The 15,854-nt window shown below is 62.6% G+C and carries 14 protein-coding genes and 1 pseudogene; 6 read left to right on the top strand and 9 right to left on the bottom strand.

Features of this window, described 5'->3' with window-relative positions; genetic code table 11:
• Window positions 1-1,334: 1,334 nt before the first annotated feature.
• The 4 genes and pseudogenes from GYB83_RS06085 to GYB83_RS06075 form a co-directional block, all read right to left on the bottom strand.
• On the bottom strand, window positions 1,335-2,009 hold the full coding sequence (locus GYB83_RS06085) for a hypothetical protein (RefSeq protein WP_161894590.1): 675 nt from the start codon (window positions 2,007-2,009) through the stop codon (window positions 1,335-1,337).
• A 1,265-nt stretch (window positions 2,010-3,274) separates the two neighbouring features.
• On the bottom strand, window positions 3,275-3,532 hold the full coding sequence (locus tag GYB83_RS24060; RefSeq protein ID WP_371865007.1) for an FAD-dependent oxidoreductase: 258 nt from the start codon (window positions 3,530-3,532) through the stop codon (window positions 3,275-3,277).
• Window positions 3,533-3,608: 76 nt separating this feature from the next.
• Window positions 3,609-4,619 (bottom strand): annotated as a pseudogene (locus GYB83_RS06080) (flavin monoamine oxidase family protein); the annotation flags it as partial.
• Between the two features lie 108 nt (window positions 4,620-4,727).
• Window positions 4,728-5,984 (bottom strand): PucR family transcriptional regulator, encoded by a 1,257-nt coding sequence (locus tag GYB83_RS06075; RefSeq protein WP_161894592.1) that lies wholly within the window; start codon window positions 5,982-5,984, stop codon window positions 4,728-4,730.
• A 270-nt stretch (window positions 5,985-6,254) separates the two neighbouring features.
• Between GYB83_RS06075 and GYB83_RS06070 the strand changes: the two genes are divergently transcribed.
• The 4 genes from GYB83_RS06070 to GYB83_RS06055 are packed head-to-tail and all read left to right on the top strand — an operon-like array spanning window position 6,255 to window position 8,151.
• On the top strand, window positions 6,255-6,974 hold the full coding sequence (locus GYB83_RS06070) for an acetoacetate decarboxylase family protein (protein WP_228461192.1): 720 nt from the start codon (window positions 6,255-6,257) through the stop codon (window positions 6,972-6,974).
• Window positions 6,971-7,438 carry an SDR family oxidoreductase gene (locus tag GYB83_RS23825; RefSeq protein WP_161894594.1) on the top strand — a complete coding sequence of 156 codons (468 nt, stop codon included), beginning with the start codon at window positions 6,971-6,973 and terminating at the stop codon, window positions 7,436-7,438. Before GYB83_RS06070 ends, GYB83_RS23825 begins: the two co-directional genes overlap by 4 nt.
• Window positions 7,431-7,712 carry an SDR family oxidoreductase gene (locus GYB83_RS23820; RefSeq protein WP_161894595.1) on the top strand — a complete coding sequence of 94 codons (282 nt, stop codon included), beginning with the start codon at window positions 7,431-7,433 and terminating at the stop codon, window positions 7,710-7,712. The genes GYB83_RS23825 and GYB83_RS23820 overlap by 8 nt, the downstream gene beginning before the upstream one ends.
• Before the next feature lie 40 nt (window positions 7,713-7,752).
• Entirely contained in the window at window positions 7,753-8,151 is a 399-nt protein-coding gene (locus GYB83_RS06055) for a cupin domain-containing protein (protein WP_161894596.1), read from the top strand.
• 179 nt (window positions 8,152-8,330) lie between these two features.
• Here the strand turns inward: GYB83_RS06055 and GYB83_RS06050 are convergent, their stop codons facing one another.
• Together GYB83_RS06050 and GYB83_RS06045 are read right to left on the bottom strand one after the other, a co-directional pair.
• Window positions 8,331-8,645, bottom strand: a complete 315-nt coding sequence (locus GYB83_RS06050; protein ID WP_371865004.1) for a family 1 glycosylhydrolase — start codon at window positions 8,643-8,645, stop codon at window positions 8,331-8,333.
• A gap of 43 nt (window positions 8,646-8,688) precedes the next feature.
• Window positions 8,689-9,684: an AraC family transcriptional regulator gene (locus GYB83_RS06045; protein WP_161894607.1), complete on the bottom strand. Its 996-nt coding sequence runs from the start codon at window positions 9,682-9,684 to the stop codon at window positions 8,689-8,691.
• Between the two features lie 102 nt (window positions 9,685-9,786).
• On the opposite strand from GYB83_RS06045, the gene GYB83_RS06040 reads away from it, so the two are divergent.
• Entirely contained in the window at window positions 9,787-11,031 is a 1,245-nt protein-coding gene (locus tag GYB83_RS06040; RefSeq protein WP_161894598.1) for an NADH:flavin oxidoreductase, read from the top strand.
• Window positions 11,028-12,299, top strand: a complete 1,272-nt coding sequence (locus tag GYB83_RS06035) for an NADH:flavin oxidoreductase (protein ID WP_161894599.1) — start codon at window positions 11,028-11,030, stop codon at window positions 12,297-12,299. Before GYB83_RS06040 ends, GYB83_RS06035 begins: the two co-directional genes overlap by 4 nt.
• Window positions 12,300-12,357: 58 nt before the next feature.
• On the opposite strand, the gene GYB83_RS06030 is transcribed toward GYB83_RS06035, so the two are convergent.
• The 3 genes from GYB83_RS06030 to GYB83_RS06020 all read right to left on the bottom strand — a co-directional run bounded on the left by GYB83_RS06030 (window position 12,358) and on the right by GYB83_RS06020 (window position 15,853).
• Window positions 12,358-13,290, bottom strand: a complete 933-nt coding sequence (locus tag GYB83_RS06030; protein ID WP_161894600.1) for an alpha/beta hydrolase family protein — start codon at window positions 13,288-13,290, stop codon at window positions 12,358-12,360.
• Between the two features lie 680 nt (window positions 13,291-13,970).
• On the bottom strand, window positions 13,971-15,275 hold the full coding sequence (locus GYB83_RS06025) for a family 1 glycosylhydrolase (protein WP_161894601.1): 1,305 nt from the start codon (window positions 15,273-15,275) through the stop codon (window positions 13,971-13,973).
• A 107-nt stretch (window positions 15,276-15,382) separates the two neighbouring features.
• Window positions 15,383-15,853, bottom strand: coding sequence for a MaoC/PaaZ C-terminal domain-containing protein (locus tag GYB83_RS06020; RefSeq protein WP_161894602.1), 471 nt, complete (start codon window positions 15,851-15,853; stop codon window positions 15,383-15,385).
• Window position 15,854 lies beyond the last annotated feature (1 nt).

Below are 15,854 nucleotides of genomic sequence, written 5' to 3'. Positions count from 1 at the left end.
TTCCGCTGAGATTTGTCAGTTTCCAGGCTGGCTGTCAGTGGATTTGGCAATAGACGGGGATATTCGAGCCATAGTGTCAGTAGCCCGCGAACGATTCCGGCAGGGTGTGTTTGAGATTCCAGACGTATTTCAGGTCGCATAGGGAGATATTTCCGCTGGGATGGTCCCGACGTGCGGCCCCGGTGCCAGTAGTTTGCTGTCGCAGAGCTGGACATGGTCGGGTGCCTGTACCGACGCGTCGGAGGTCTGGCGGGGATGAGTGTTCGTCACGTACGGCGGGCAATTGGTTCGGGAGATCGAGCGGAGAACAGCACATGTACATAGGGAGTGGCCCTTGCTCGCACAGACGGCCGGAATCTACGTGCGGTGGGGCCTCTATCGAAGATGGTCGATTATCGTGAGCTGCGCGGTGCATACGCTATGTCGACAGCCCTGTATCGTCATAGTGCCGCGCTGCCAGATGTCGGCCGCGTCTCTCGCCAGGACGCTGACACCTCAATGCCCCAACCTGCGGGTAGGGGCTGTTCGATGGATTGGTGCGTTTGACCTGCTGCCGGTCAGGCCTCGATGGCACTGGTGTGCATGACGGTTGGGCGTCGGTTGGGATCCTATATCGCAGTGAAGTAGTTCCTGGGCTTCTTCTCGCTATCGGCTCGCTTGGACTAGCGTTGGACTTGGCTCCGGGCCCTGCTCCTCGGCAGTCAGTCGGCGCGTTTCCTGGACGTTGCAACACTCTCTTCGCAACCACGGTCCTACGCCAACTCCATTCTGCCCAACAGCACGCCGCACGATGCTGATCCTTCGAGCTGGAGGGGATGTCGCGGTCTTGCCGTGGCCGCGTTCACCGACCACCTACGTCGCTGGTCGGAGCGCTTACACGCCGACCGGGACACGGAGAGCGCAGAGGGTGTGACGCCTCATGTATTGCCAATCGAAACACGCGGGCCACCCGCGCCGATTGACTAGATGCACTAAGCGCTAGCGGGAGGCACGAGTCTCCCGAGGGCTCGCCCGGCAGCCATCGGGCAGATCAGTCGATTGGGCTAGACGAACGCCCGAGAGGTCCGCTCCTGGATACGTCACCAGCAGGGGCGAACTTGCCCGCTGCGTGAAGGTGAAACCTCGCCTGAAGTTGAGGTAGCTACCTGTCCTCGGATGACCCGGGTGCTTACTGGCAGGTCGGCTACGAGTTCCCTGCGCGGCGCATCCGACAATCACTGCGGCACCCACTTCTGCCTGCGTCCTGAGCCCAGTCAACACGAATTCGCCCGGCCCTGAACCAGGGTCGGGCGAAGTATTCTGGGAGTGAACGACCGCAAGTTCGAGGATGGAAACTAGCGACCAATATCGCTCAGGTACGCCCATCCGCCAAGCTTCGGATCATCATTGTGAAATTCTGGACAGTAGACATCAACAACAGCATCGATAACTTCTCCTCCTACCTTGGTAGCGAGTTCCGAAGGAAGTTCCTTGAGCTTGTATGGATTATTGTTCGGGAGTTGGGCGTACGTATGCGCACGGTCCGCTTTCTCCTTCGTAATATTTGCACTCGCAGTTTCTGTTGAATCCTGAGGATTGATCGAGTAGCAAACAGTGACAAGCCCATTTGGTCGAATTTTTCCGTTGGCGGGCGGGTAGTTGTACGCCGCATGCAGGTCGTAGTTGGAGTAAATCGAGTTCAGCCGATCGGCATATTCGCGATCCGCCCCTCCATCAATCTGGGGGCAGTTGTCGTAACAGTTGCGCGATACATCTAACCACTGTTGGTACACAGACTCCTGACCAGGACTGGAACGATCCTTGGAGTCGATCAGTTCTCTGATGCCTTGCTTGTTGCCAATAACGAGCACTGTCGCCAAGGCTAGAACCAAGGCGCAAACAATCCCGATTGTAAATGGAGTCTGACTCCTTCGTTGTCTCGGGTTCGGCTGCTGCGGATAGTGTGGAGGACCATAATTTTGCTGAGTAGAGTACTGCCCGTTGCGCGGGTTGGGAAGTTGCTGACTCATTGAAATCTCGCCAGTTTTCCAGGTATACGATATGGTGGTATCACCTATAGGTGAATACCATATCGGTAGCTCATTCAACAGGGTTCGAACAGTTGAATCTGGGGGAGAGTCTCACGAAGATGCCCGTCGTGGACGACTTTCTCACTTGGTTGTTCACCGAGACGCTTCTGGTGTAGGTTCGCGACAACCTCACCGTCAGGCGTGTTCGGAAGGTTCGACTCATGGCTGCATCGCGACTTACTCAACGCACTAGGCTCATAACGACCTACGTCACCGGCCGCGTCGGGGTCACGTGCGACGAAGCCAAGCCCATAGCCAAGGTCACCTTTCAGACTCAGGCGACCGTTTCCGGAGAAGTCGAGAAGTGGTCGATTGAGGGTTGGTCCTGCGAACGGACGGTTTCAGACACGATAAACAATCCGTTAGGGCCCATAACGTGCTCGCGCGAGGAATCCCGGTTTGTTCTCGCAGGCCAGCCGTCGGGTCCAGCAGGGGGATTACGATTCAAGCCTTGATGAGTCTCTCGAGGAATACTGGTATTGACCGGAATTATGTGGAAGGTTGACAGGCGTAGTGAAAATTTCGAAAGGATCGTACCTCATTGCTGCAGCATGCATCGTCCTCGCTGGCTGCGGATCTGCGGACACCGACGTGGTGTCCAGTGGCGACACAGAGTCAATGCCATCTGTCGCGCCGAAAGTAGTCGAGTACCAAGCCGAGGTGGTCGGTGCTGATTCGGTGACCGTTGAGTTCGCGACTGATAGCGGATCAATGTCCGAGACTCTTCCTCCGACGTCCACCGGCGAAAACCGCGTTAGGATGACCACAAAGTCGGGGGCCGCGATTGACTCGCAACACGGATTTATCGGTTGGACGTCCGCGCAGTACACATTGGATGGGGGCCAGTCCCCGGCGATCACGATCACAGCCAAAGGACGATCCGCTGTCGCTACGTGCCGTATCCGAATCGACGGTGAGTCCTCTGGAGTCGTTGGTAACGCAGCAGCCTACGATGCTGCTCAGGAACCGTACAAGTCGACCGAGGCCAAGCGCGGCGTTGCTGTGGCGACATGTCCCGTGCCCGCGAATTAGCTCCGAAAGATCCGGCGATCTATTCCCTGTAAGCGGCAGAGAGTGCCCGACGCCGAGTACGGGGCCGGGCACCTTTGTCTCCGTCGAGCTAGAGAAGTCCATTCAGAACAACAGCAACATCGGCACGTAGCTGGCGCGCGAGATCGATCTGACCTATACGTGGATGGTCTCGATCAGACGGTGGGGTTGTGTCTCAGCAATGCGCCGACCTCCCGTGCCGCGCGCGACCCTGATCGGACTGCTCCCTCCATGTATCCGGTGAAATGCTCCGACGTTTCCGTTCCTGCGAAATGGAGTCGGCCGATCGGTTCCCGGATCGTCGGCCAGCAGGTGAGCATCGTGCCCGGTCGATTCGCCGTGGTGCAGCCCGAGATCCACTGTTTGTCGGCCCAGATGCTCTCGACGTACCCGATCGGGGGAGGCACGTCTATCCCGAGGGAGGTCGCGATGTACTCCTCGATGAGGGTGCGCCGGGCTTCCTCGGTCGGGGGGGAGCATCGACTGGACGTGACGTCTGCTGGCGAGGCCGACGAGGATGCCGACGGGAGATCCGTCTGTCGGCGAGTTGTCCCAGATCCTCGACACCGGAGTGGTCGGTCCCGGCATGATGGTTCCGCTGAGCTCGGAGTCCCGCCAGAAGGGACGCTCGTAGGCGACGGCGAACTTGACGCCTCCGCCGAATGACCAGTTCGAATTCAACTCGTTCCTCTGCGCTGGCAGCTGCGGGGTGAACGTCATCCGGCAGAGCTCATTCGGAGAGCACGCGAGGACCACTCGATCGGCGGTCACCCTCACGCCGCCCGCCGTCAGGGTCACGGAGGACTCGCCCTGCACCACCGCGGTGACCGGGCTGTTCACCAAGACTCGATCGCCGAGGCGTTCCGCGAGGCGGTCGATGATCTGTCCCGCTCCGCCGTCGATCCTGCTGGACAGCGTCTCTTTGGTGGCCTGCTCCCAACCGCCCGCGCCCGCGACGAACGTCGCGAACCAGAGGACCGAGACGTCACCGCTCTGTGCCCCTACGAAGGACTCGACGATGGAGGCGATGTACGCGAGTGCGTCACGGTCGGTCACGCCGAGAGTGTGAGCCCATGCGTCGACCGACGACGTCTCGAGGTGGACTGCATCCGGATGTGCCCACGGTGCGGCGAGATCCAGAGATGCGGCGACCTCGTCGATCGCCGTGACGAAGTACTCGAGTTCCGGGTGATTCGAGCCCGGTACGTGGCGCACGATGTCCTGTCCGTCGGTGTACATCGGGACTTCGGACAGCCCGAGCTGCGCAGCGATGGCGAGGAGCTCGGTCTGTTCCGGTCCGATGAACTGCGCACCGCTGTCGAGGTTCTGGCCGACGATCGACATGGTCCCGACGCGGCCGCCCGGCGAATCGGCGGCTTCGAGCACCACGACGTCTGAGAAGCCTTGCTCGACGAGACGGAGGGCCGCGGTGCAGCCGGCGAGCCCGCCGCCGACCACGGCTACCCGCGCTTGGATGTGATCTGAGTCATTCTCGTTCATACAACGAAGCTAACGATCTGGCGCCGCGTCATTCCGGCCGAGATCGGACGCATTCTTCATCAATTTGCCAGATCTCGGCAGTCGACTCCGTGTCCTCCTGCGGACGGCCTACTCGACGTCGGCCGGTATGGGGACTGGCATCGTGCGCTCGGCACTCCGCTTCTCTCGCCACTCGAGGGCCCGATGAACGCGGAGCGCGATGCTGAGCTGTGCGATGCGTGAAGGAATGGGGACCGTCCGCGACGCTTCGATCGCCTGGAGACGGTGTCGGACCGCCCTCTCGCTCATATGCAGCGCCTTGGCTGTCGCGGCTGCGTTGCATCCGGACGACAAGTACGACTCCAGCGTCGCCCGCAGTCGCTCGGCTTTCGGTCCGGCGTCAGCGAGCACGCCGAGTTCGGCGCCGGCAGTTCTGGCCGCATCCGCCATGTCCCAGGCGAGGAGCGTCTCGACGTCGACTTCGTCGAATGCGGTCACTTGGCGGGGGCGACCGTCGAGCTTCCGGAGTGCCAGCGAGTATGTCGCGGATGCTTCGTGGAAGGCGTCGACCAGTCCTGAAACGCCGTGGTGGACAGAGCTCGCGGCCACCCGCACCGTCGCTTCCAGATCGAGCAGGGCGACGATGTCGGCAGCAGGCGATCTGTCCATCGTTCCGATCACAATCCACAGGGACCCGTCATCGGCCTCGGCGGCGAGGCTGGTGTTCGCGCCGAACCGGCTTCGCAATCTGTCTCCGTCGAGCGCTCCACCCGGCCGCCAGAGGATGAACATCCGGTGCCATCGGTGCAGTGGATATCCGAGCTCGACTTCGGAAACGCTGCGGCCGGCTGCGAGATCGCGGAGTAGCTCGGCTCGTCGTCGGGCCGCGGATCTGCCGAGCTTGGCGCGCTCGGCGAGGAACTCCTCGCGGGCGCGCCGAATCGCGGCGTCGAACCACCGGAACACGATGTGGGTGACCTTGTCGACCACCGCCAGTTGGGTCGACTTCGGGTACGGCAGCTGTTGGACCTCGAGGATGATCCAGTCCCACATGCCGGTCATGCATGCGCGGTACGCGTCCTCGCAGAGTCCCCACGGTATGCCCGCGCGGGCGGCGTACGGCACTTCCTCGAACACGCGGGCTGGTGGAGTGCTCGCGCCTTGGCCTGTCCGGATCACGTCGGACACTGTCTGGGCGATCAGCTCGAGCGCGTCGTGTCCGGTAGAGGTGACGGCTGCCCCGTGGAGGCGATCTCGCCAGCCGCGGGAGAAGTAGCCGGGGACTTCGTCTGTCACCCGTCGATGCATGCACGATCGGACGGCCGCCCGTTCGGCCGACATTCGATCGGCGAAATAGCTGGTGGCGGCGACGAGTCCCTCGGTCATCGCCCGAAGCTATCACTCAGCTGCCGGAAGGCGACGGGATTCGTCATGGATCTGTCCGATCTCGGAAGCCGAATATCGGAACGGCGTTTCAGACTGGTTCCAAGCACAGCACCGACGCAGTGTGCGACGCACATCTCGTCGCCGGGTCTAGACGGGGCGGCGGGAAGAATCAATCGAATACGAACGGAGCGGCTATGAGTTATGTGATGTCCTCGAGGGAGGTGCAGGAGTTCCAATCGAGTTTCCAGAAAGCAGCGTTCACGGTCGAGGGTGTCTCGGTCGAGTTCGAAACGGACGCCGGAATTCGTACGCTCGGTGCTTCCGCCGGACCTGGAGCCGGTGGGGTCGAGCGGTATCGCTTCGGTCGCGCAGTGGCAATGCGGGCTTTCAGGTGAGTTCGAGTCGGCGGCGGTGATGCTCAACGTCCGATGGAGAGAGTTCGTCGGTTCGTATTACCTCACCTTGTTCATTTCGGGGGACATGCCTGTGACGATCGGCCGGGACCTCTGGGGCGAACCGAAGAAGACGGGTGAATGCCGCCTCTACCGGGACGCGGACGACATGTACGGGTACGGCGCACGAAACGGCGTTCGGGGCATCCAGATCGAGGCGCGTTTCGGAGAGGAACTCGGCCCCCGCGCTGTTGTGTCCAACTCAATCGAGGTGGGGCTCCCGCTCACTCACAACGCGGGTGCGGCCGGCGATCCGTGGATCTCGATCGACCGAATCGAACGTGAACTGGGTGCATACCGCGAGGGCGAAGGCGAACTCGTACTGACCGGTACGCCGTTCGATCCGCTGGACGAGATTCCGGTGCTGTCGACGGGTCTCGCGAGGCACTACACGGGGAAGTCGACCCTTGAGACCGTTCTCCGCGAGACGATTCCTGGGAAGGGGGACGAGTATCTCCCATTCCACCTCGGGCGTTCGTTCGATAAGATCAATGTCGGTCGTTCACCGATGCGGGAGCGAAGCGCGGACGTGCGATGAACATTCTCGTGATCGGCGGAAGCCGCGGTGTTGGAAAGGCTGTAGTCCTCGGGATGTCGCGTCCGGGGAACGTCATCTTCTTGAACAATCGCGAGGTCGACAGTGCAGTGTCGGAGGTCCGTGCAACGGCGGAGGAACTGGGCGCGACGGTCGTGCTCGTGCCAGGCGACATCGCGTCACCGGAGGGCGCGAACAACGTCGCCGACGCGGTGCGAGAACGTTCCGACCGCATCGACCTCGTGGTCCATTGTGCTGTGGCCGGGTATCCGGTTGATTCCTTGACCTCGACGCCGGATCAGCTTCGGCATGCAGTCGAGGTCAATGCGTTGTCGCTCGTCTACGTTGTCCAGGCCGTCGCCGACCTGCTGGGGCGAGGCAGCTCGATCGTGTACCTCTCCAGTCGCGGAGCCCGAGTTGCACTGCGTGACTACGTCACAGTGGGGGGCGACCAAGGCGATGGCTGAAGCGCTCGTACGCTACCTCGCTGTCGATCTCGCGCCGATCGGAGTTCGCGTGAACGCGCTGTCGCCGACCGCGCTCGACACGGAGGGATTCCGCGAGATATTCGGGCGAGAGGCAGACGCACGACTGGAAGCTGCGAATCGACTCAGTCCCTCTGGACGTGCGGTCGATCTCGACGATGTCGTCGGGGTCGTCGAGTTTCTCGCTTCACCGGAAGCGCAGATGTTCCACGGCCAGACCTTCGTTCTCGACGGCGGAGCCCTCCTCGTCGGTTGACCTGAATCGAAACTTGTAATCAATGAAAGGATCCAGAAACATGTCTAGCCCCGTCATCGTCGGTGAGGTCAGCTTCGCCGAGCTCGAGTCGCGTCCGATTGCATCCGAGGAGGACGGAGACCCTACGGAGCCTCGGATGCAGTTGTTCGTCGAGAATTCCGGAATGCGTAGCGGACTCCTGATGTACGGCCCATGTGATGTCACCGAAGAGGTCCGCAACTATTCCTCGATGCACATTCTCTCGGGAGAACTCAGCCTCACCGTCGACGGTGTCACGACCGACATCGGCGGGGGAGACATCGCTCATTTCGTCCCGGGACAGACTGTGTTGATCTCGGCGAAGACTCAGATCCGTGAAGTGTTCACTACGTGCGGTCCGTTCTCGAAAGTTGCGGACGGGAACCAAACCGGTGCAGATTCGGTCGGTGTCGACGACTGATCGGCAGTGCGCTCATTCACCTCGACTTGACGCAGGGAATGCATCGAGGTGGGTCTCACTTGAGATCGACGAATGGTGTCGAATCGGGGAGATCTCCGCGAAATCGAGCACAGTGCCGTGGTGCGCCGTGGGGCCCCGGAGCGAACGGACTGCCGCGAAGGCGTGACGTCGATCCGGTGTCAGCGCACCGGGTCGACAGAGCTGCGGGCGCCTTGCACGAGGGAGCACCAGGAAGCCGGTCGGCTTGGTCTGTACCTGGGGCCGACGCCGTTCGCGCGGGCGATGTCGCGGTAGGCCGCGACGGCGGGGGTCGCGTGGCGTGTCAGCGACGGATCGGTCTGCACGTTCACTGTGTAGAGACCGAATCGCGGCGTGTAACTGCCCCATTCGTAGTTGTCGGTGAGGCTCCAGTAGTTGAATCCCATGACGTTGATTCCGTCGTTGCGGGCACGCTGCGCCCGGTAGACGAGGTCTCGCGGAGGTGATCTTCCCACTTGTATCCGTCTGGGCGCGTGTTGCCGTGTCGCCCGTAGGCGCTCAGTACCTGTTGCGCACGGCGGTCGGTGAGGCTCCGAACCACCTCGTGCACGCCCTAGTGAACGCCGACAGCTCAGAGAATCCGAGAGTCTGCGCGAGCTGACTGGCGGGCATCGTCGACTCGATCAGGTATCGGTGCGCGGTGTTTCGCATGACGTCGTCTTTGATTCCTGCGAAGGATGTTCCTTCTCGGCCGAGGTGACGCTGCATGGTTCTGGGGTGTAGTGACAGCGACTTCGCGACAGCACCGTAGTCGGCGTCCTCCGTGCCAAGCGTCCGGAAGACCCGGTGGCGCACGCGCTCGGTAAGGGTCGCGTCGGGAAGTGGAAACCTCGACTCGATGTAGGTGAGCGCATTGGCGCGGATGTCGTCGTCTGCGTCAGGAATGCGTGCATCGAGAAACCATGCCGGGACTACGATCTGAGCCCGCCGACTTTCTGGGTGGACGGTGGCAGCGAAGAACTGGATATACCTGGTCAACGGTGCCGACGGAGTGTGCGGAACCCACACTGACACGGGCCGATAGACTCCGCCGAGCACGATCGCGAACAGTCTGTGACAGGTGGCCAGAACCAGATCGATCGTCTGTCTCACAGGCGGCAGGGGATCGAGCACGAGATCGAAGAGGATCGCGGCGCTGCCGTCGGCCTCCTCGACCGACAAAGTGACGGCAGGACTGTGAATGAACAGCCACTGACTCGCCAGAATCCAAAATGCTCGGACAGTCGGTGCATTGCGCAGTGCGGCGGTGAGCGGGCCGAAGGCATCGATGTCTTGGTAGTGCGAGAGTTGCAGTGCGAAGTCCGGGCACTCGAGGTCTCCGGCTGCGCGCTCAAGGAGATGCATCGCGGCACGTGCTGAGATCAGCGCGTCCTCGTCGACCAAGGCGTCAGGTGGCAGCCCGGCGTCCTCGAGCAGCGCAGACGGTTCGCCGCCCAACTGCGTCACCAGCTCAGTCCAGCCTCGCAGGCTGCCCGGCCGCACGCTTGTCTCCACGGCCTCCGACGCTCCCCAACTTGTCGCCTAATGTCAAGCTTTGCTGGCTTCTCGCTGGTTGTATCGGACCGACAGTCCACAGCCAGTAGTCAGGAAACGAACATGCATGACGCATTGCGCACCCCTTTGCGCATCGGCGGCCTCGAAGTACCGGGACGCCTCTTCAAGTCGGCGACTCACGAGACCCGTGCGACCGTCGACGGTGCCGTTACCGACGAACTGCTCGACTTCTACCGCCCGATGGTCGAAGCGGGGACGCCACTGATCGTCACCGGCAACCTCTTCGTGTCGTGGCAAGGCAAGTCGGCATATCGGCAGGGCGGAATCCATTCCGATGAGATGATCCCAGGACTGCGTGAGTGGGCCGATCTCGCGCATTCCGGCGGGAGCGCATTGTTCGCGCAGCTCAATCACGGCGGCCGTCAGATGACCAAGCCGGCCGAGGGCGTTCCTGAGGCGATTTCGGCTTCTAATCGCCGTGAGAAGGCGCAAGGCACCAAGCCCCGCCCACTGCGCCTGGACGAGGTTCCGGCCCTCCTGGAGACGTACGCTGCTGCGGCCGGCCGCGCGCAGGAGGCCGGACTGGACGGCGTCCAGATCCAGATGGCGCACGGGTATTTCCTCAGCCAGTTCCTCAGCCCCGAATCGAACCGTCGACACGACGCCTACGGCGGCTCCGCACGAGCTCGCATGCAGTTGCCGCTTGAGGTGTACCGCGCCGTCCGTGATCGCGTCGGCCCCGACTTCCCGGTCATCATCAAGATCAACGGAACCGACACCATCCCGTGGGGAGGGGTGAAACTCGCCGATCAGATCGAGTTGGCGTTGCGACTGCAGGATGAAGGGATCGACGCCGTCGAAGTGACACGCGGCCATTTCTCGTCGTTTCCGAGCACCACATCGGGCCACTTCAAAGGGTACGTCAAGGCTCAACTGGACGACGGCGCGATGCGGGAGGCCTCGCCCAAGCGTCGGGCGGTGCTTCGAGCGCTGGGTCCACTCGCCGAGTTCGGCTACGAGCGGGCGTTCCGGCCGGCCGAGGGGTACAACCTGCCGCAGGCCCAGGAGTTCAGCCGTGCCCTCGACATTCCGGTGATCACCGTCGGCGGCTTCCGCGACCCCGTGGCGATGAACGAAGCGATCAGTTCGGGCAAGACGAGTGCGGTGTCGAGTGCACGCGGCCTCATCGCCAACCCCTACCTCTACCGCGAACTGGACGATCCGGCCGCCAACATCACCTGCACGCTGTGCAACAAGTGCATCGGTGTAGCGGGAGGACTGCCAGTCGCGTGTTACGACCCCACCGTCCTCCAGCGACGCGAGGCGGCGGGGCTGGATATTCGATGATCACTCCGGCAACTCCTCTCCAGATCGGCCAGATGGTCGTAGACGGGCGGCTTTACAAGTCCGCGACCAGTGAGACCCGCGCAAGTGACGACGGCTTCGTCACCAACGACCTGCTTGATTTCTACCGCCCGATGATTACCGCAGGCACTCCGCTCATCGTCACCGGTAGTCTCTTCGTCTCTCGGCAGGGGAAGTCAGCGGGGCGGCAGGCCGGAATCGACGACGATGACAAGATCGCGGGTCTCGCACAGTGGGCCGAACTCGCCCACTCGGGCCGAACAAAACTGATCGCCCAGCTCAATCACGGCGGAAGACAGATCGCCAAGGCGCTGCCCGGGGAGCGGATCGTCTCCGCCTCGAACATTCGCGAACCGCTGTACGGCAGCAAACCAGTCCCGCTTCGCCGCGACGAGATCCCAGCGGTGGTGCAGTCGTTCGCTGAGGCGGCGCGGCGAGCGGTCGAAGCCGGCATGGACGGCGTTCAGATCCACGCCGCACACGGTTATCTCCTCAGCCAGTTCCTGACCCCGCACACCAACAGGCGGAATGACGACTACGGCGGGCCCCTGGACAATCGGGCACGCCTGCTTCTCGAGGTGCTCGGCGCGGTGCGGGCCAGCGTGGGCGACTCGTACCCGATTCTGGTGAAGCTCAACGGCACCGACGATCTGCCGCTGCGACGAGCCGCGGACACTGGCGAACTCCTCCAGGTCGCGCGCTGGCTGCAGGACGACGGTGCCGACGCTATCGAGATCTCGCGTGGCCACTACGAGTCCTGGCCCGGCATGGTCCAGGGCAACTACCGCGGGTTCCTGGTCAACTCTGTGACCCGTGGGCCGCTGGCTTCGAGTTCGCGGCTCCGCAAGTCGATGATCTTCGCCGCGTCGCCGGTCGTCGAAAGAGTTGCCGGGCGCCTCCGACCGCCCGTGGAGGGGTTCAATCTGGGCCATGCGGCCGAAGTGGCTGAGGCCCTGACGATTCCGGTGATCTGCGTCGGTGGATTCCACAGCAAGGAGGGCATCGGGCACGCCGTCGGCAGTGGAATGGTCGATGCAGTCTCAGCAGCGAGGGCGTTCATCGCCGACCCGTTCCTATATCGCAACGTGGTGTCGACGCCCAACGAGCACCGGCCGGTCTGTGGCTACTGCAATCTGTGCATCGCGTCGTTCAGCACCACGCGGATCGACTGCGGCAGCCCAGACATCCGAACTCTCCGGGACGTGATGATCCGACAGGACGCGGGCGAGCCGACCGCGACGCCGGACTGACCGAGGGCGCTGGACGTCGCGGGGTAGGCGGCCCGTATCGGGTATCCCCCGGAGACGCTCAGTCGTCGTAGTGAAGAGCCGACACCGGGCCAGGGCCTGCTCGGTGCAGGACAGGGCCTTTGGCGACGTCGTCCTTAAGGTAGCGGTCGAAGAATGCCGACGAGTAGCGCATGTAGACGTTCGCCATCGGCGCGAATGCGGTGTAACCCACGAGGTTCATCGCCGCGGCTGCGGTCGGGTTCGCGGTCAGCATGTCGGTCACCATGAAGTGGTTGGTGTTCGTGATCTCCACAAAGTACTTCGGTCCCGAGGCGCCCTCAAACGTCTGCCACTGCTGCTTCCTCGACGACTCCAGGTACGGGTCCTCTCCGGTGAGGAACATCAGCGGAACATCTATGTCGTGCGCTGCCCTGACGATCTGGCGGTCGTTGATGAAAATCGGGGAGGCAAGTGGGAGGATCGCCTTGATCCGCTTGTCGCGGAACAGATGGGGATCAGTCGAGCGTGACCTGGACGGCATCGCGCACGGATCGATGTCGGTGATGTACCCGTTGAGGTTTCGGTCGGCGGCGGTCATCGGATAGTCGCAATTCATCGCCTGCCCGCCGTACAACAGCGTGTATGCGGCACCGAGCGAGTGGCCGCTCATCCCGATCCGCTCAGGGTCGATCATGCCCTGCAGACGGTCTCCCGAAGCGTGGTTGCGCGCGAGGGTGACGTCGAGCCCACGAGTTATCTCCGCTGGACGGTATGTCATGCCGAACTGCGTCTTCTTGAACCAGTCCCCCATGATGGCGAAGACGGAGTCGCTCGGATTCATGGCCGACAGATCCCCGAGCGCCCGGACTGTAGTCTCGACGGGGTTGTTGCGTTTCCAGAATCCGAGGGTGGTCGTCGGCTTCGAATCAAGATGGTCGATGCCGATGGCCACGTAGCCGTGACTGGCGAGATTCTGGGTGTAGAAGTAGTATCCGTCCCCCGGTGCGCCCAAACTCAGCTGAGAAGACGATCAGAGGATACGGACCGTCGCCACGCTCCGGCGCGGCGTTCTGTACCGCCACACCGCGAACTCCACCTTCGGTCCGGTAGGGTTTCGCGCCCTTCGCGTGCACAGCGGGATACCAGGTTGTCACCTTGATGTCGCCGCCAGCGACTGAGTGTCGTCGGACGTCGACGCCCACTTGATGTGGCCCGGTGGGCAGTGCGGTCGCAAAGCCATCGGCGGGATGTGGGAGGGCGGGCAATGCGTTGGGAGATGGCACTGCCAGCACACTCGTCACCGCAACAATCACGGTCGTCACCAGTATGCGAATCATGTAAGTCATCGCACATCCCCCAACCAATTTCTGGAATGATCGCTACAGTAAAAGTGCCGTACATCACAAGTCAAGAGGCTGGGGCGGCGAGTCGGCGGGGGAAGAGTTGCGCAGCACGCCCTAATCGGCACTCGGGCGGCGGCGGATCACCCAGACCATCGTCATCGAGATGACGACCTCGTCGGATTGATTCCGCGGGAGGACCTCGGTCGTGAGATCTGCACGACCGTCACGGAGCGTCACGTCGGCATTGGGCCATAATTAACTCGGCGTATTAATTATGGTTAGGTCCGTTGAGGCGCTGCGGAGCATAACTAACCTGCTGAGCCAGTGGTGACGTAGCAGTGCGCCGGTGTCAGCGCACCGGGTCGACACAGCTGCGGACGCCTTGGACGAGGGAACACCAGGAAGCCGGCCGGCTGGGCCGGTAGGTCGGGCCGACGCCGTTCGCGCGGGCGATGTCGCGGTAGGCCGAGACGGCGGGGGTCGCGTGTCGTGTCAGCGATGGATCGGTCTTCACATTCACGGTGTACAGGCCGAATCGCGGTGTGTAGCTGCCCCATTCGTAGTTGTCGGTGAGGCTCCAGTAGTTGAAGCCCATGACGTTGATGCCGTCGTTGCGGGCGCGCTGCGTCCAGTAGACGAGGTCACGGAGGTGATCCTCGCGCTTGTAGCCGTCCGGGCGCACCTTCCCGCCCTCGGTCGGCATGCCGGTCTCCACGACGTACAGGGGCTTGCCGGGGAAGCGTTCGGAGTAGTCGCGGAACGCGTAGTAGATGCCGTCCGCGGCGACCGAGGCCTTCCACTTGTCCGAGGTGATGGTCCAGATCGCCGGTTCGGCGGGGGACAGGGAGTAGTACGAGTTGAACGCTATGTAGTCGAGCTTGTCGCGGACGCCGTCCTGGAAGATCACGTCCAGGGCCGTCTGCACCGCCGGGATGTACGCGGAGGTCGACGAGACCATCGCGCCCGGTGAGCGGTGGTGGATGTAGTCGTAGATTCCGCGGTGCACGGCGACCAGTCGGGACGCCATCGTCGGGGCGTCCTTCACGCTGATGCCGCCGAACTTGACCTCGTTCATGATGTAGAGGGTCGGCTCGTTGACGGTGATCCACAGCGGGGACAGGTGCGCATATCGATCGACGACCATGCGCTGATGTCGCAACCACGATCCTGCGGTGCGCGCATCTGCCCAACCACCGCGGTCGGCGATCCAGCCGGGGAGAACCCAATGGTCGAGGGTCAGCATGGGACGCATGCCCGCACCGGTGATCGCGGCGAGCAGATCGTCGTAGTAGGCCAGTTCGCGTGTGTCGATCCGACCGGGAGAGGGCTCGATCCGCGACCATTCGATGCTGACGCGGTACACCTTCATGCCCATCGAGCGGGCTCGCTCGACATCCTCGCGATAGTGGTGGCGGAAGTCGACCGCCGTGCCGATCGGGTCCTCGACCTTGGTCGACGCGGCGTATCGGGACCAGTTGCTGTCGGGTGAGGACCCCTCGGTCTGGAACCCGGACGCCGATACGCCCCACAGGAAGTCGTCGGGCAGCGGCGCATTCACTCGGGCGTCGCTCGGGGGTGTCGCCAACATCGCCAGGCCGCCGAGCAGCATGGCGACGACTGCTGAGGACAGAATGCGTCGTGGAGGGGTGGTCATTGCAGCTTCCTGACTCTGGAGTCTGACGAGAAGTCGTCCGGACGTCTCGCAGGCGTTGTGACGGCTAGGGAGTGTCTCTATCACTGGTTGAATGGACCGCTTGGAACTTACGTCCAGCCCGAGGCCGTCGGACGGCGGCGGATCACCGAGACCATCGTCATCGAGATGACGACGTCGTCGGATTGATTCCGTGCGACGACCTCGGTCGTGAGATCTGCACGACCGTCACGGAGCGTCACGTCGGCGATCGTCAACGTTCCGTGCAGGACGTCGCCTGGGTGTACCGGGCGGCGAAGACTCACGTCGCGGATTGACTTGCCCGCGATCAATGCGACGGTTGAATAGAAGTTGTCCGCCTGCATGCGCTGCACGGCGGACATCGTGTGGATGCCACTCGAGATGAGCCCGCCGAAGGGCCAGTCCAGTGCGCGCACGGGATCGATGTGGAAGGGGAGCGGATCGTATTTCGTGGCGTACTCGATGATCTCCGCCTCGGTGAAGGCGTACGTGCCCAGGTCGTGGGTGCTCCCCACTTGGAGGTCGTCGGCGAAGGCGATCGCAGTGGATGAGATCGACAAC

The organism is Gordonia spumicola, assembly GCF_009932475.1.
Taxonomy (GTDB): domain Bacteria; phylum Actinomycetota; class Actinomycetes; order Mycobacteriales; family Mycobacteriaceae; genus Gordonia; species Gordonia spumicola.
Note: the sequence above shows the minus strand (reverse complement) of the source record. Positions and strands in the feature narration are given on the sequence as shown.

Bases quoted from the DNA above. Each gene is read 5' to 3' on its own strand.
- GYB83_RS23820 (WP_161894595.1), top strand. From the start codon at position 7,431: ATGGCTGAAGCGCTCGTACGCTACCTCGCTGTCGATCTCGCGCCGATC.
- GYB83_RS23825 (WP_161894594.1), top strand. From the start codon at position 6,971: ATGAACATTCTCGTGATCGGCGGAAGCCGCGGTGTTGGAAAGGCTGTA.
- GYB83_RS06035 (WP_161894599.1), top strand. From the start codon at position 11,028: ATGATCACTCCGGCAACTCCTCTCCAGATCGGCCAGATGGTCGTAGAC.
- GYB83_RS06075 (WP_161894592.1), bottom strand. From the start codon at position 5,984: ATGACCGAGGGACTCGTCGCCGCCACCAGCTATTTCGCCGATCGAATG.
- GYB83_RS06055 (WP_161894596.1), top strand. From the start codon at position 7,753: ATGTCTAGCCCCGTCATCGTCGGTGAGGTCAGCTTCGCCGAGCTCGAG.
- GYB83_RS06025 (WP_161894601.1), bottom strand. From the start codon at position 15,275: ATGACCACCCCTCCACGACGCATTCTGTCCTCAGCAGTCGTCGCCATG.
- GYB83_RS06085 (WP_161894590.1), bottom strand. From the start codon at position 2,009: ATGAGTCAGCAACTTCCCAACCCGCGCAACGGGCAGTACTCTACTCAG.
- GYB83_RS06040 (WP_161894598.1), top strand. From the start codon at position 9,787: ATGCATGACGCATTGCGCACCCCTTTGCGCATCGGCGGCCTCGAAGTA.